The organism is Pseudolysinimonas sp. (assembly GCF_049651805.1).
Classification (GTDB): Bacteria; Actinomycetota; Actinomycetes; order Actinomycetales; family Microbacteriaceae; genus Pseudolysinimonas_A.
The window spans coordinates 31,734-45,164 of sequence record NZ_JBASCU010000019.1 but is presented as its reverse complement, the minus strand read 5'-3'; the positions used below and the strand labels follow the sequence as shown (position 1 = coordinate 45,164).

The 13,431-nt window shown below is 68.1% G+C and carries 16 protein-coding genes; 13 read left to right on the top strand and 3 right to left on the bottom strand.

From position 1 onward, the window contains the following. The first annotated feature begins 45 nt into the window (after window positions 1-45). From WBL06_RS04310 to WBL06_RS04260, 11 genes are all read left to right on the top strand, one after another. Window positions 46-996 (top strand): metal ABC transporter substrate-binding protein, encoded by a 951-nt coding sequence (locus WBL06_RS04310; RefSeq protein WP_424454743.1) that lies wholly within the window; start codon window positions 46-48, stop codon window positions 994-996. Beyond that, window positions 993-1,802, top strand: coding sequence for a metal ABC transporter ATP-binding protein (locus tag WBL06_RS04305; protein ID WP_424454742.1), 810 nt, complete (start codon window positions 993-995; stop codon window positions 1,800-1,802). Before WBL06_RS04310 ends, WBL06_RS04305 begins: the two co-directional genes overlap by 4 nt. Further along, window positions 1,799-2,680: a metal ABC transporter permease gene (locus tag WBL06_RS04300; RefSeq protein WP_424454741.1), complete on the top strand. Its 882-nt coding sequence runs from the start codon at window positions 1,799-1,801 to the stop codon at window positions 2,678-2,680. Before WBL06_RS04305 ends, WBL06_RS04300 begins: the two co-directional genes overlap by 4 nt. Continuing rightward, window positions 2,677-3,066 (top strand): Fur family transcriptional regulator, encoded by a 390-nt coding sequence (locus tag WBL06_RS04295; RefSeq protein WP_424454740.1) that lies wholly within the window; start codon window positions 2,677-2,679, stop codon window positions 3,064-3,066. Before WBL06_RS04300 ends, WBL06_RS04295 begins: the two co-directional genes overlap by 4 nt. 48 nt (window positions 3,067-3,114) lie before the next feature. Continuing rightward, on the top strand, window positions 3,115-3,822 hold the full coding sequence (locus WBL06_RS04290; protein WP_424454739.1) for a hypothetical protein: 708 nt from the start codon (window positions 3,115-3,117) through the stop codon (window positions 3,820-3,822). A gap of 11 nt (window positions 3,823-3,833) precedes the next feature. Beyond that, a complete protein-coding gene (locus tag WBL06_RS04285) occupies window positions 3,834-4,523 on the top strand; it encodes a hypothetical protein (protein WP_424454738.1) in 690 nt (229 codons plus the stop codon). 201 nt (window positions 4,524-4,724) lie between these two features. Next, the gene (gene rpmB / locus WBL06_RS04280; protein ID WP_424454737.1) at window positions 4,725-4,961 is read left to right on the top strand and encodes a 50S ribosomal protein L28; all 237 of its coding nucleotides are present in this window, start codon (window positions 4,725-4,727) and stop codon (window positions 4,959-4,961) included. Then, a complete protein-coding gene (rpmG, locus tag WBL06_RS04275; RefSeq protein ID WP_210479966.1) occupies window positions 4,961-5,128 on the top strand; it encodes a 50S ribosomal protein L33 in 168 nt (55 codons plus the stop codon). Before rpmB ends, rpmG begins: the two co-directional genes overlap by 1 nt. Before the next feature lie 3 nt (window positions 5,129-5,131). Continuing rightward, window positions 5,132-5,437, top strand: coding sequence for a 30S ribosomal protein S14 (rpsN, locus tag WBL06_RS04270; protein ID WP_309711748.1), 306 nt, complete (start codon window positions 5,132-5,134; stop codon window positions 5,435-5,437). Between the two features lie 212 nt (window positions 5,438-5,649). After that, window positions 5,650-5,934 (top strand): HU family DNA-binding protein, encoded by a 285-nt coding sequence (locus tag WBL06_RS04265; protein ID WP_424454736.1) that lies wholly within the window; start codon window positions 5,650-5,652, stop codon window positions 5,932-5,934. An 83-nt stretch (window positions 5,935-6,017) separates the two neighbouring features. Next, the gene (locus tag WBL06_RS04260; protein ID WP_424454735.1) at window positions 6,018-8,003 is read left to right on the top strand and encodes a cytochrome c oxidase assembly protein; all 1,986 of its coding nucleotides are present in this window, start codon (window positions 6,018-6,020) and stop codon (window positions 8,001-8,003) included. Here the strand turns inward: WBL06_RS04260 and WBL06_RS04255 are convergent. Beyond that, window positions 8,000-8,971, bottom strand: coding sequence for a hypothetical protein (locus WBL06_RS04255; protein ID WP_424454734.1), 972 nt, complete (start codon window positions 8,969-8,971; stop codon window positions 8,000-8,002). The genes WBL06_RS04260 and WBL06_RS04255 overlap by 4 nt on opposite strands. Before the next feature lie 57 nt (window positions 8,972-9,028). Here WBL06_RS04255 and WBL06_RS04250 point away from each other — a divergent pair, with 57 nt between their 5' ends. Then, on the top strand, window positions 9,029-10,321 hold the full coding sequence (locus WBL06_RS04250) for an ATP-dependent DNA helicase (RefSeq protein WP_424454733.1): 1,293 nt from the start codon (window positions 9,029-9,031) through the stop codon (window positions 10,319-10,321). A gap of 115 nt (window positions 10,322-10,436) precedes the next feature. On the opposite strand, the gene WBL06_RS04245 is transcribed toward WBL06_RS04250, so the two are convergent. Next, window positions 10,437-11,084, bottom strand: coding sequence for a heme oxygenase (biliverdin-producing) (locus WBL06_RS04245; RefSeq protein ID WP_424454732.1), 648 nt, complete (start codon window positions 11,082-11,084; stop codon window positions 10,437-10,439). A gap of 274 nt (window positions 11,085-11,358) precedes the next feature. On the opposite strand from WBL06_RS04245, the gene WBL06_RS04240 reads away from it, so the two are divergent. Continuing rightward, window positions 11,359-13,164 (top strand): PA domain-containing protein, encoded by a 1,806-nt coding sequence (locus tag WBL06_RS04240; RefSeq protein WP_424454731.1) that lies wholly within the window; start codon window positions 11,359-11,361, stop codon window positions 13,162-13,164. A gap of 66 nt (window positions 13,165-13,230) precedes the next feature. On the opposite strand, the gene WBL06_RS04235 is transcribed toward WBL06_RS04240, so the two are convergent. Further along, on the bottom strand, window positions 13,231-13,401 hold the full coding sequence (locus tag WBL06_RS04235; protein WP_424454730.1) for a CsbD family protein: 171 nt from the start codon (window positions 13,399-13,401) through the stop codon (window positions 13,231-13,233). Between the last annotated feature and the right edge of the window lie 30 nt (window positions 13,402-13,431).

Below are 13,431 nucleotides of genomic sequence, written 5' to 3'. Positions count from 1 at the left end.
AGAACCGTTTTGACAACGGTTATCAACAGCGGCTACCGTAGCGCCGTGCCCCGACTCTCTCTGCCTGCGCTCGCCACCGCATCCGTTCTCGCCGCGGTCGGCCTCGTCGGTTGTGCCGCGACGCCGACCCCCGATGACGACGGGCGCCTCTCGATCGTCGCCTCGACAAACGTCTACGGCGACATCGCGACGCAGATCGCGGGCGACGCAGCCGATGTCACCAGCATCATCACCAGCGCCGGGCAGGATCCGCACAGCTACGAGGCGTCTGCGCAGGACCAGCTCGCGATCGCCGACGCCGACCTCGTCATCTACAACGGCGGGGGCTACGACCCGTTCGTCGACACCCTTCTCGACGCGTCGGGCAACGACGACCTTGAGGTGCTCGACGCCGTCGAGGTCGCGGGCCCCGCCCCGGAGGAGGATGACGACCACGCCGATGAGGAAGGCGAGGGCGCCCACGACCACATCGAAGGTTTCAATGAGCACGTCTGGTACTCGCTCCACTCCATGGAGGCGCTCGCGCAGCAGATCGCCGAGCACCTCGGTGAACTCGACGCCGCCAACGCTGCGACCTACGAGACCAACTACCAGAAGTTCGCGGCGGGTCTCGAAGCTCTCGAAGCGCGGGCCCACGAGCTTCACGAGGACTTGGATGGCATCGGGGTCGCCGTCACCGAGCCGGTGCCCGCGTACCTCCTCGCGGAGCTCGGCCTCGACGACCTGACCCCGGACGAGTTCTCGGAGGCCATCGAGGAGGGCACCGATGTGCCGCCGCTGGCACTCGACGACACGCTCCAGCTCATCGCCGACGGCGCCGTGGCCCTGGTCGCCTACAACGAGCAGACCGCCGGCCCCGAGACCGAACGGGTGCGCGCCGCAGCGGAAGCCGCCGGCATCCCCGTGGTCTCGTTCACCGAGACGCTCCCGGATGGCGCAGACTACCTGTCGTGGATGACGGACAACCTCGAGGCCGTCGCCAGCGCCCTGACGTGACGTCTGCCCCGCCCGCCCGTCCCGTCCTCGAGATCGAGGGCGGCGCCCTCCGTTTCGGCGAGCGGACGCTCTGGCGTGACCTCGGCCTGAGGGTCTCGCCCGGTGAGTTTCTCGCGGTGCTCGGGCCGAACGGGTCGGGCAAGACCAGCCTGTTGCGCACGATTCTCGGAATGCAACAGCTGGATGCCGGCAGCGCCCGCCTGCTCGGCGAACCGATCCGGGGCGGGGATCGACGCATCGGCTACGTGCCACAGCAGAAGATCCTGCCCGCCGGCACGCCGCTGCGCGGCCGCGATCTCGTCGCCCTGGGCGTCGACGGGCACCGGTTCGGCTTGCCGGTGAGCAGGGCCGTCGACCGGGTGCGGGTCGACGAACTCATCGCGGCGGTCGGCGCCGAGGGCTACGCCGACCGAGCCGTCGGGCAGCTCTCCGGTGGTGAGCAGCAGCGGCTCCGAGTCGCCCAGGCGCTCGCGGCCGACCCGGTTCTGCTGCTGTGCGACGAACCGCTGTTGAGCCTCGACCTGCAGAATCAGCGCGGCGTGGCCGAACTGATCGACCGTCGCCGCCGCGACCACGACACCGCCGTCGTCTTCGTGACCCACGACGTCAACCCGGTGCTCGGCCTCGTCGACCGGGTGCTGTACCTCGCGAACGGGCAGTTCCGTGAGGGGACCCCCGATGAGGTGTTGCGCAGCGACGTGCTGAGCGAGCTCTACGGAACCCCGGTCGAGGTGATCCGTTCCGGCGGCCGTGTCATCGTCGTCGGCGGGCTCGACCACGCCCACCACGAGGAGGTCGACTCATGACCCCCTTCGATGACCTGTGGGACCAGATGTTCGCGTTCGAGAACTACGGCCGGCTTCTCGCTCTCGTGCAGAACTCGATCATCGCGGCAGCCATCCTCGGCATCGTCGGCGGGCTCATCGGCGTGTTCGTCATGCAACGCGATATGGCGTTCGCCGTGCACGGCATCAGCGAGCTCTCCTTCGCCGGTGCGGCCGGCGCTCTGCTGATCGGCGCGAACGTCGTCGCGGGCTCGCTCGTCGGGTCGATCATCGCGGCCGCGCTGATCGGGCTGCTCGGGGCCCGCGCGCGGGATCGCAACTCGATCATCGGCGTGCTGATGCCGTTCGGCCTCGGCCTCGGCATCCTCTTTCTGGCGCTCTACCCGGGGCGCAGCGGCAACAAGTTCGGACTGCTGACCGGGCAGATCATCGCCGTCGACTTCGAGCAGCTCGGGCTGTTGATCGGGATCTCGGTGCTGGTGCTCGCCGTGCTGCTGATCATCTGGCGGCCGCTCGCGTTCGACAGCGTCGACCCCGAAGTCGCCCGGGCCCGCGGCGTGCCCACCCGCACGCTCTCGCTGGCGTTCATGCTGCTGCTGGGTCTCACCGTCGCCGTGTCGGTGCAGATCATCGGCGCGCTGCTGGTACTCGCTCTGCTGGTCACCCCCGCCGCCGCCGCGTTGCGCGTGTCGTCGTCGCCGCTCGTGGTGCCGCTGCTCAGCATGACGTTCGGACTCGTGTCGGCCGTCGGCGGCATCCTGCTCGCCCTCGGCGGATCGCTGCCGATCAGCCCGTACATCACGACGATCTCGTTCGCGATCTACCTGGTCTGCAGGATCGTCGGCGGTGCGCGTCGGGGCGCAACCGCCCGACGCGCGGCTACGGTAGGGGCGAGATGAAGCGCAACACCTGGCAGCGCGAGGCCGTACGCGAAGCGCTCGGCGAATCCGAGGGGTTCGTCAGCGCCCAGGCGCTGCACGCCTCGTTGAAGGGCGGCGGCTCGACCGTCGGGCTCGCGACCGTTTACCGCGCACTCGCCGACCTCGCCACCGAAGGCGAGGCCGACTCCCTCCAACAAGATGGCGAGAGCCTGTACCGCGCGTGCACTCCCGGCATCCATCACCACCATCTGATCTGCCGGTCGTGCGGTACGACCGTCGAGATCGCGGCGGATGAGGTGGAGGCCTGGGCGCAGTCCGTGGCAGCCCAACACGGGTTTACCCGCCCCCAGCACATCGTCGACGTGTTCGGCTTTTGTCCGAGGTGTTCACGCACCACAAACTGACCGCATCGCGCTGTCAACCCGTCTGACCGGTTCAGGCGTCGTGATCACATGAGGATCCTTCGCCCCGCTGCATCCGCCGTCGCCGCCCTCGCGCTGCTCGCGCTCACCGCCTGCGGCGCCGGAGGACTTCCCACCCCGCAACCGTCGGGGCCGTCGACCGTCGCGCCGAGTCCCGCCGACCCCGCGACCCCGAGTGCGACGCCGACGCAACAGCAGGATGTCGACGACGAAGCCGACATCCGCGCGGCGGGAGTCGTCGTGACCAGCGAAAGCGTCGCGGTCTACGCCGCCGACGGCCTCCAGCTCTTCGGCACGCTCTATGCGGGCGAGGTCGAACCGATGATCGAGGTTCTCACCGAACTGTTGGGCGACCCGGTCATCACCACGACCGAGGCCGAAGGCACGGGATGCGACGCCGACCAGACGATGTACGACTACAGCGGTCTCCTCGTGCGGTCGCCAGGCTTCATCGGCACCGTCGGGCCGTGGGAAATCGTGGTCACCGCGGCGGCCACCTCGAGCGGCGTTCCCATCTCCACGGTCGGCGGCCAGCAGGTGGGCGCGAGCCGGGCGGCTTTCGAGGCGGCGGTCGGCGACGAGGTGCTCGTCGGCGACTACCCGCCGAGCGCCTGGCTCGGCTTCGACATCCTCAACCCGGAGGTCTCCGAATTCGACTGGGTCGGAACGCTCGCGCGCTTCGACTCCGGCACCCTCGTGAGTTTCAACACCCCCTACCTGCTCTACGCGGATTGCTGAAGGGAAACGCGATGAAACTCTCCCCGGCCACGGTCATCGCGGGCATGCTCCTCGTCGGGTTGACCGCTTGCGTTCCGACGACACCCACGCCTGCCCCGACAACCTCGTCGGGCACGACGCCGACGCCGACGGCGACCTCGAGCGCGTCACCGTCAGACCCCGAGGAGGTCGAGGTCACGGCCGCTGTCGTCGTCATGACGGCATCCGCCCTCTCCGTGTTCGGCACCGACGGCTCGACGCTCGCGTCGGTGAACTACGAGATGGATGGCGCTGCCGCCGTCGCGCAGATCGCCGGCGCGCTCGACGAGGAGCCCGTCGTCACGCCCGTCCCCGGAGATGTCGACAGCCCCTGCCCGCCGGCGACGAGCTACGAATTCGGCGGGCTGGAGTTGCGGTCGCCCGGGTCGCTCGGGTCGGTGGGCGCCTTCGAGGCGATCGTCACCGGCACGACGACAACGGCGGGGGTCGGGATCGAGACGATCGCCGCGCAGCAGATCGGCGCATCTCGTGCGACCTTCGAGGCAGCCGTCGGCGAGGTCATGCCGCTCTACGAGCCGCCCCACCCGCAGGTCGGCATCGATGTGCTGAACCCGGAGGCCGGGGTATACGACCGCATCGGGGTGTACGCCAACTTCACCGGTGGCACGTTGGACTTTCTCGCAGCTCCGCACCTGCTGGGCTTCATCGGAAGCTGCGCCTGACGCCGGCGACCGCTTCTCACGTTGCCGAGCACGGCATCCGTCACGTAGTATCGACAAGTTGTCCCGGAGACGGGGCTTCTTGTGTGCCGCCCGAGCGATCGGGAATCGGCATGCCGACAAGTGACCTTGGGTGAAGCGATCGCTTCACGGTAGCTCGGTGGATCGCGTCTTCGGATGTGGCTGCCCAGATTTGGAGGAACCATGGCAGCCGTCTGCCAGGTGACCGGAGCCGTTCCCGGTTTCGGACACAACATTTCGCACTCGCACCGCCGTACGAAGCGCCGCTTCGACCCGAACGTGCAGAAGAAGAAGTACTACGTGCCGTCGCTCAAGCGCACCATCACCCTCACGTTGTCCGCCAAGGGCATCAAGGTGATCGACGCACGCGGCATCGAGTCGGTCGTCCAGGACCTCCTGGCCCGTGGGGAGAAGATCTGATGGCCAAGCAGCAAGACGTTCGCCCCATCATCAAGCTCCGTTCGACCGCCGGCACCGGGTACACCTATGTGACGCGCAAGAACCGCCGCAACAACCCCGACCGCATCGTGCTCAAGAAGTACGACCCGGTCATCCGCAAGCACGTCGAATTCCGTGAGGAGCGGTAACCCATGGCCAAGAAGAGCAAGATCGCCAAGAACGACCAGCGTCGCGTCATCGTCGAGCGGTGGGCCGCCAAGCGGCTCGAACTCAAGAAGGCGCTCGTCGACCCGAACGGAACCGAGGAGAGCCGCGAGGCTGCCCGCCTCGGCCTGCAGAAGCTGCCGCGCGACGCGTCGCCGGTGCGTCTGCGCAACCGTGACTCCATCGACGGCCGCCCGCGCGGTGTCCTCAGCCGGTACGGCATCTCCCGCGTGCGGTTCCGCGACATGGCGCACCGCGGCGAACTGCCCGGCATCACCAAGTCGAGCTGGTAACACCCGACCCCTCGTTGGTCGAGTAGCGGGCCTAGCCCGCGTGTCGAGACCCCGGTCCTTCCCAGGATCGGGGTTCTTCGCGTTTCCTGCGGATGTGCGCCACGGGCGCCGATATCCCCGGAAATGCTGACGTTTGCTGTTAGTTTCAAGGCGGTTCCGGGGGCGTTCTCTCCGGCCGCCACCTGAAACACACAAGGTCCGAGGAGGACACAATGGCAGATTCGATCAACAAGGCGGACCTCGTCGCCGCTATCGCCGCGGACTCGGGCCAGAGCCAGGTCGCGGTCTCCACCGTCGTCGACTCACTGTTCGCCGTGCTGGCGTCGTCTCTCAAGGACGGCAAGAAGGTCAGCATCCCCGGATGGATGAGCGTCGAGCCGACCCAGCGCGCCGCGCGCATGGGCCGCAACCCCGCGACCGGCGAGTCGATCCACATCGCCGCGAGCACCGGCGTCAAGATCTCCGCCGGCAGCAAGCTGAAGGCCTCCGTCAAGTAACGACGCTTCACACGAAGGGAGCCGACTGTGCAGTCGGCGCCCTTCGTCGTTCGCGCAACGTGATGGCGCCGTAGGCTCGGGGAGTGTCACGAATCGCCTGGGTCGCGGGGCCGGCCGCGCTGCTGATCGCAGCGTTTGCGGCGGTCAGCGCCGCGCTCGCGGTGGGCGGCGGCGCCGAGCCGGGAGTTCTCGGGGGCGATCCCGCCGTGCTGTGGGGGCTTCCGATCGCGAAGCTGGTCACGAACCTGGGCATCGCGACGACGCTCGGGGCGCTGCTGCTCGCCCTGTTCGCGCTGAGCCCGTCGGCCGACGAGTTCGGTCGGGCACTCGACGTCGCCGCAGCCGGGGCCGGGGTCTGGGCGGTAGGCGGCGCGATCACGACCTACCTCACCTTCTCGAGCATCTACCAGGGCGACGGGTTGTCGTTCGACGAGGGGTACGGCCCGGCCCTCGCCACCTTCCTGACGCAGTTACCGCTGGGTCGGGCGTGGCTCATCCTGGTACTCGTCGGTGCCGTGCTGACGGTCATCTGTTTCGTTGTGCGCAACCGCGTCGTGCTGGCGTTCGTCACCGTCGCGGCCGTGCTGGGGCTCGTACCGCTCGCCGAAGACGGCGGTCACGCCGCCGGCACCGAGACCCACGATGCGGCGGTGACCGCGATCTGGCTGCACACCGTCTTCGCCGCGATCTGGCTCGGCGGGCTGATCACCCTCGTGCTCTTGCGCTCTCAACTCACGCCCGGTCGGCTCGCCGCCGTGCTGCCGCGATACTCGGCGGTCGCGGTCGTCTGTTTCGTCGTCGTCGCGGCGTCGGGCTACGTGAGCGCGAGCATCAGAATCGGCGACCTGCCGAGCCTGCTCTCCCCGTACGGCGCCCTGGTGATCGCGAAGGTGGCGGCGCTCCTGCTGCTCGGCGTGCTCGGTGCGCTCCAGCGGCGGGTTCTCGTCGGGAAGATCGCCGCGGGTGCTGCCCCGCGCTGGTTCTGGCTGCTCGTCGCGTCGGAACTCGCCGTGATGGGTGGCGCGTCGGGTGTCGCGGCAGCCCTCGCCCGCACGGCCACCCCGGTTCCTGCGGAGCCGCCGCCGCCGACGGCCCTGACCGCCGCGGAGATCCTCACCGGCAAGCCGCTGCCTCCCGAGTTCACCGCGGACCGCTGGCTCACCGCGTGGGATCTCGACCTGTTGTGGCTGCTCGTGGTGGGGTTCGGCATCTTCTTCTACCTCGCCGGCGTGTGGCGGCTGCACCGCCGCGGCGACCGCTGGCCCGTCCTGCGCACCGTGCTGTGGGTGACCGGCATGCTCACGTTGCTCTGGGTGACGAGCGGCCCGCTCAACGTGTACGAGCAATACCTGTTCAGCGCGCACATGCTCGGGCACATGCTGCTCGGCATGGCGATCCCCGTGCTGCTCGTGCTGAGCGCGCCGCTCACGCTCGCGCTACGTGCCATCCGCAAACGGGATGACGAGAGCCGCGGGCCACGCGAATGGATTCTGTTGCTCGTGCACTCCCGGTACGCGGCGGTGCTCACGCATCCGCTCGTCGCCGGGGGGCTCTTCGCGGCATCCCTCTGGGTCTTCTACTACACGCCGATCTTCCGCTGGGCGACCGAGGAGCATGTCGGGCACACCTGGATGATCGTGCACTTCCTGCTCACCGGCTACCTGTTCGCGCAGGCCGTCGTCGGCATCGACCCGGTTGCGGGGCGCCCGCCGTATCCGCTACGCCTCATCCTGCTGTTGGCGACGATGGCGTTGCACGCGTTCTTCGGCCTGTCGCTCGTCGAGAGCCACGGGCTGCTGCTCGCCGACTGGTACGGCGCGATGGGCCGCACCTGGGGGTTGCCACCGCTCGAAGATCAACAGGCGGCGGGGGGCATCGCGTGGAGTGTGGGCGAGATCCCGACGGTCGTGCTCGCGGTTCTCGTGGCGATTCTGTGGAACCGCAGCGACACCCGCGAGGCGAAGCGTTCCGATCGGGCTGCCGACCGCGACGGGGATGCCGAGCTCGCCGCGTACAACGCCATGCTTTCCCGGCGGTCCAGCCTCGCCCAGCGCTCGAAGCGCGGCTAGAGCTGCGGCTGGATCAACAACGTGGTGTCGTCAGCGCCGATCGTGACGAGGTAGCTGGCCGCGAAGGGCACGTCTTCGTCGAGGGTCGAGATGCTGCCGTCGAACAGCGACTGCACGTCGACGGTGAGGTGCGCGACGCCGTCGGCGGGGGGCACGAGCCAGGTGCCGAACGCGGCCCCGGGTTCTACGGTGAGGTCGGGGAGTTCGACGATGGACCACCCGGGCGTCGACACGACGCGGTTCGGAATCGGTCGGCCGAACGGGCACGCGGTCGGAAAGAGCACCCCCTGGGTCGCGCACTCGGTGAGATGCTCGTGCACCTGCGCGGTGATCTGCTCGCGGAACGCTTCCGTCGGTAACACCTCGAGGGTCGCGGCGACCGACGAGCCGGGGGTGTCGGCGACCGGGTCGACCGCGCGGGCCCGCAGGTACGTGGAGGTGTGGTCGACGCGGTAGACACCCGGTACCAGCACCGCGTACGCGACCGCTTCGGCGGCGGCGACGCCCGAGGATGCCGCCACCCCGTTGAGATCGAAGCGCGCGTCGTTCGCGACGGTGAGCTCGAGGGCGGCGATCGGGGGGTCGGCGAAGGCCCACTCCGGAAAGAGGCCCAGCCGAGACCCGGTGCGTTCGACCGTGAAGCTCGACTGCGATTCGGTGGCGCCGACCGTCCACGCGAAGGTCACGACTTCGGTGCCGTCGTCGGTGCGGATCGTCGAGATCTCGCGTAGGCCCGTGATGCCGGCGAGGGCCTCGTCGACGAGAAAGTCGTCGCGCAGGCCCGGGTCGATCGTGACCCCGGGCAGCTGCAGCGCCCCCTCGGCATCCCCTCGGGCGATCGCCTCGAGGTACACCCGCACAAACCCCGCCGCGCCGAATGCCGTGGCGTTGAGCACGAGTACCGCCCCGGCCCCCGCCCCGACGAGAATTGCGATCGCGACCACCCAGGCCACCACCACGCGTCGCATTCCTGCATCCTACGAAGTCGCCCGGGTCGCTCGGCTCGCGCGGATTAGAGTTGCCCGGTGGATCTTCCCGAACTGTCGCCCGAGCAGGAGGCGGTGGTCGCGGCGATCGAGAACACGCGGGATCACATCTTCGTCACCGGTCGGGCCGGAACGGGCAAGTCGACGCTGCTGGAGTACCTCTCGTGGCATTCATCCCACACCCTCGCGATCTGCGCCCCGACCGGGGTGGCGGCGCTCAACGTCGGCGGGCAGACCATCCATTCGCTCTTCCGGTTGCCGATCGGGGTGATCGCCGACCACGACATCGATCAGCCACCGGAGCTCCGTAAGCTGCTCAGCGCGATCGACACCCTGGTCGTCGACGAGGTGTCGATGGTGAACGCCGACCTGCTGGATGCCATGGACCGTTCGCTGCGCCAGGCCCGGCAGCGCCCGCACGAGGCGTTCGGCGGAGTGCAGATCATCCTCTTCGGTGACCCGTACCAGTTGGCCCCCGTTCCGGGTGAGAACGACGAGCGTGCGTACTTCGCCGACACCTACCGCTCGATGTGGTTCTTCGACGCGAAGGTGTGGAGCGAAGCCGACCTGCGCATCTTCGAACTGACGACCATCCACCGACAGCACGAGTTGGAGTTCAAGCAGCTGCTCACCGCGGTGCGGCACGGGCAGGTGACCGCCGAGATGGCGGGCCGACTCAACGAGGTGGGCGCCCGCCCCGCACCCACGGATGGCGCGATCACCCTCGCCACGACCAACGCGGCGGTGAACCGCATCAATGCGCAGGGCCTCGGGCGGCTACCCGGCCGTTCGCTGTCGGCGGTCGCCGAGGTCACGGGCGAGTTCGGCAACCGCGCCTACCCGGCCGACGAGAAACTCGAACTCAAAGTCGGGGCGCAGGTGATGTTCCTGCGCAACGACGTCGGCAACGACCGGCGCTGGGTCAACGGCACGATCGGCGAGGTGGTGAAGATCGGCGACACCGTCACCGTCGAGGTCGACGGCGAACGCCACGAGGTGCAACCCGCGGTCTGGGAGCGCTACAAGTACTCCTACTCCCCCGTCACCAAGACGCTGCGCAAGGATGTCGTGGCCGAGTTCACGCAGTTCCCGCTGCGGCTGGCGTGGGCGGTCACCATCCACAAGTCGCAGGGCAAGACCTACGATCGCGCGATCATCGACCTCGGCCCGCGCTCGTTCGCGCCCGGGCAGACCTACGTCGCGCTGTCGCGCATCACCGAACTCGAAGGCCTCTACCTCACCCGTCCGCTGCGCCCGAGCGACATCATCGTCGACCCCGCCGTGCAACGGTTCATGTCCACCGCGCAACCCATCCCCGGCATCCAGGCCTGACCGACTCGGTGGTCGAGTAGCGGCAAAGCCGCGTGTCGAGACCACACACAAGGGTGTGACGCTGGCCGGGTCTCGACACGCCCGCTTCGCGGGCTACTCGACCACCGAGGCGAGGCTAGGCGGCAGCTTTGGCGGCGCTGAGGTCTTCGAACATCTCGGCGTTGAACCGGTAGGCCAGGAGCACCTCGTCGATCACCCGCTCGCGTTCCTCGGCATCCCAGCCCGCGGCATCCAGTCGGTCGCGGTAGGTCTCCTTGAACGCCTTCGGGTCGGCGATCTGGTCGAAGAGGTAGAACAGGATGCCGTTGGTCTCGAACCCGAAATGGCGCTTCATGAGGCGGCCGATCGCCTGCCCGCCCGAAAGGTCGCCGAGGTAGCGGGTGTAGTGATGGGCGACGAAACCGCCGACCCAGCCGTCGGCTTCGATCTCGCGGATGCGGGCGACGTAACGCTCCGTTGTGGGCAGCGGCGAGATCTGGTCGCGCCAGTCCTCGCCGAGCAGGAAGGCAAGGTCGGCTTCGAGGGCGGGCATGCGCGTGAGCTGGTCGCTGAGGAATGGACGCGCCTCGGCATCCGCGACGAACGTGTTCGCAGCCGACTCGAGCGCCTCGTAGACGAAATAGTGCTGCACGACGAGGGCGACGTAATCCTCCCGCGTGCCCTTGCCGGTCATGAGGTCGTGCATGAAGCCGGCGCCCTCGCTCTCGCCGTGGCCGGTCCACGTGCGCTCCCGGAGGGCCTGGGAGAAGGGGATGACGGACACGGTTCTCCTCGGGGTCAGGCGACCCTCATCGTCTCACAGGCACCCCCGCCCGACGGGCGGAATTCTTTCTCCCTGTCCCCCGAACAAGGGCCGAATTGAGCGTGTCACGCACGATTCTTGCGTCTCGGTCGTCGAATCTGGCGTTTGCCGCCGTGCTCTGTTTGAATGCCGCTTCCGGCCCGAATCGGCCGATCCGGCCTGCCGGATCAGTTGAGAGGGGAGCACGATCGTGATGATCGCCAGGAAATCCGGAGTACTCGCTCTAGCCGTCGGGGTGGCATTGACGCTGGGCGTCGCGCCCGCGTTCGCGCGCGATGGCATCGAACCCGTCGACGACGGAGTCATGGACTCCGGCAAGGAGACGCGTCAAGACGACGCTCAGAACGGCGGAGACGAGGGCCACCTCCCCGCGTCGAGCGAGAACGTCGTCGAGATCGGCAGGCTGGATCTCTTCGAAGGAGAAGAGGAGCCGGGACGCATCGCCGACGTCTCGGCGTACGGCAACTACGCCTACCTCACGGCGTACTGGGAACCGGAGTGCGATCGCGGCGGTGTCTATGTCGTTGACATCTCCGATCCGACCGCACCCGAGCTGGTGACCCTCATCCCGAGCCATCGGGGAACGTTCAGCGGCGAGGGTTCGCAGGTGATCCACATCGAGACCCCGTCGTTCACCGGCGAAGTGCTCGCCTATCAGAACGAGATCTGCCCTGGTGAGACGAAGGGCGTCGGTGGTGTGACGCTCATCGACGTCACCGACCCGACCAAGCCGAAGAAGCTGGTCGAAGGATTCGGCGACTTCAGCGTCGCGGGTAAGGCGCAGACGAAGTCGAACGAAGCCCACTCCGTGTACATGTGGACAGACGGCGCCAAGGCCTATGCCGCTCTGGTGGACGACATCGAAGAGACCGACATCGACATCCTCGACATCACCAACCCGTCGAAGCCGGTGCTGATCTCCGAGACCTCGCTCGATGAGCAGACGGCACAGCCGCTCGGCGAGGTACAGGGCGACTCGACGTTCCTGCACGACATGGTGGTCAAGGAGATCGGCGGGGTTCAGACGATGCTGGTCTCGTATTGGGATGGCGGCTACGCCAAGCTCGACGTCGACGACCCGGCCAACCCGGTCTTCGTCTCGGACACCGACTTCGCCGCCGCCGACCCCGTGCGGGCGTCGTTCGGCGAGACGATCACGCCCGAAGGCAACGGGCATCAGGCGGAGTTCACCAACGACGACGAGTACTTCATCGCCACCGATGAGGACTTCGATCCGTACCGCGTGATGGCGACGATGGAGGACGGCACCGAGTTCACCGCCGTGCAGGCCTCCGACGTGCCGGCCATCGACGCCGACTCGAGCCTTACCGGCGGCACCCGATTCCTGGGCCTGGGGTGTGACGCCGCGGCGATCCCGCCCGCGGATGCCACGGCATCCGTCGCCGTCATCGAGCGCGGCGTGTGCGACTTCGTCGTGAAGGTGCAGAACGCCCAGGCCGCCGGATACGAGGGCGCGATCGTCTTCAACCGCACCGGCGTCGACGGCTGCGAGGCGTTGCTGACGATGCTCGTGACCGCCGACATCCCCGCCGTGTTCGTGTCGCGCACCGACGGGTTCCGGATTCTCACGGGCGGACTCCCGGGCGACTACGCCTGCGATGACGCCGGCGGAACCGCGATCCCCACGGCAGTCGGGGCGACCGGTCAGGATGTCGACGTCAAGGCCGTCTTCGACGGCTGGGGCTACGTGCACCTGTACGACGCCGAGACGATGACCGACATCGACCAGTACTTCGTGCCGGAGAGCCAAGACCCCGCCTACGCGGACGGTTTCGGCGACCTCTCCGTGCACGAGGTGGCGACCGACCCGACGCAGAACCTCGCGTACCTCTCGTACTACGCGGCCGGGTTCCGGGTCGTGAGCTACGGACCGGATGGCCTGGAGGAAGTCGGTCACTTCATCGACGAGGGTGGCAACAACTTCTGGGGCGTCGAGGTGTACCAGCACCCCGACGGTCAGCAGTATGTGCTGGCCTCCGACCGCGACAGCGGGCTGTACATCCTCCAGTACCAGCCGTGATCGGCTGACCACAGCGAAAGCGCCCGTCATCCCCGGAAGGATGGCGGGCGCTTTCGCGTCGAGGAATCAGCGGAAGGCGTCCTTGACGTTCTCGCCCGCCTGCTTGATGTTCGCGCCGGCCTGGTCGGCGTTGCCCTCGGCTTCGAGCCGCTCGTTGTCGGTCGCGTCGCCGACGGCTTCCTTGGCCTTGCCGCCGAGGTCCTGCGCGGCGTTGCGGGCCTTGTCATCCAGTCCCATGGTTGACCCTCCTTCGTGGATCGTTCTGAG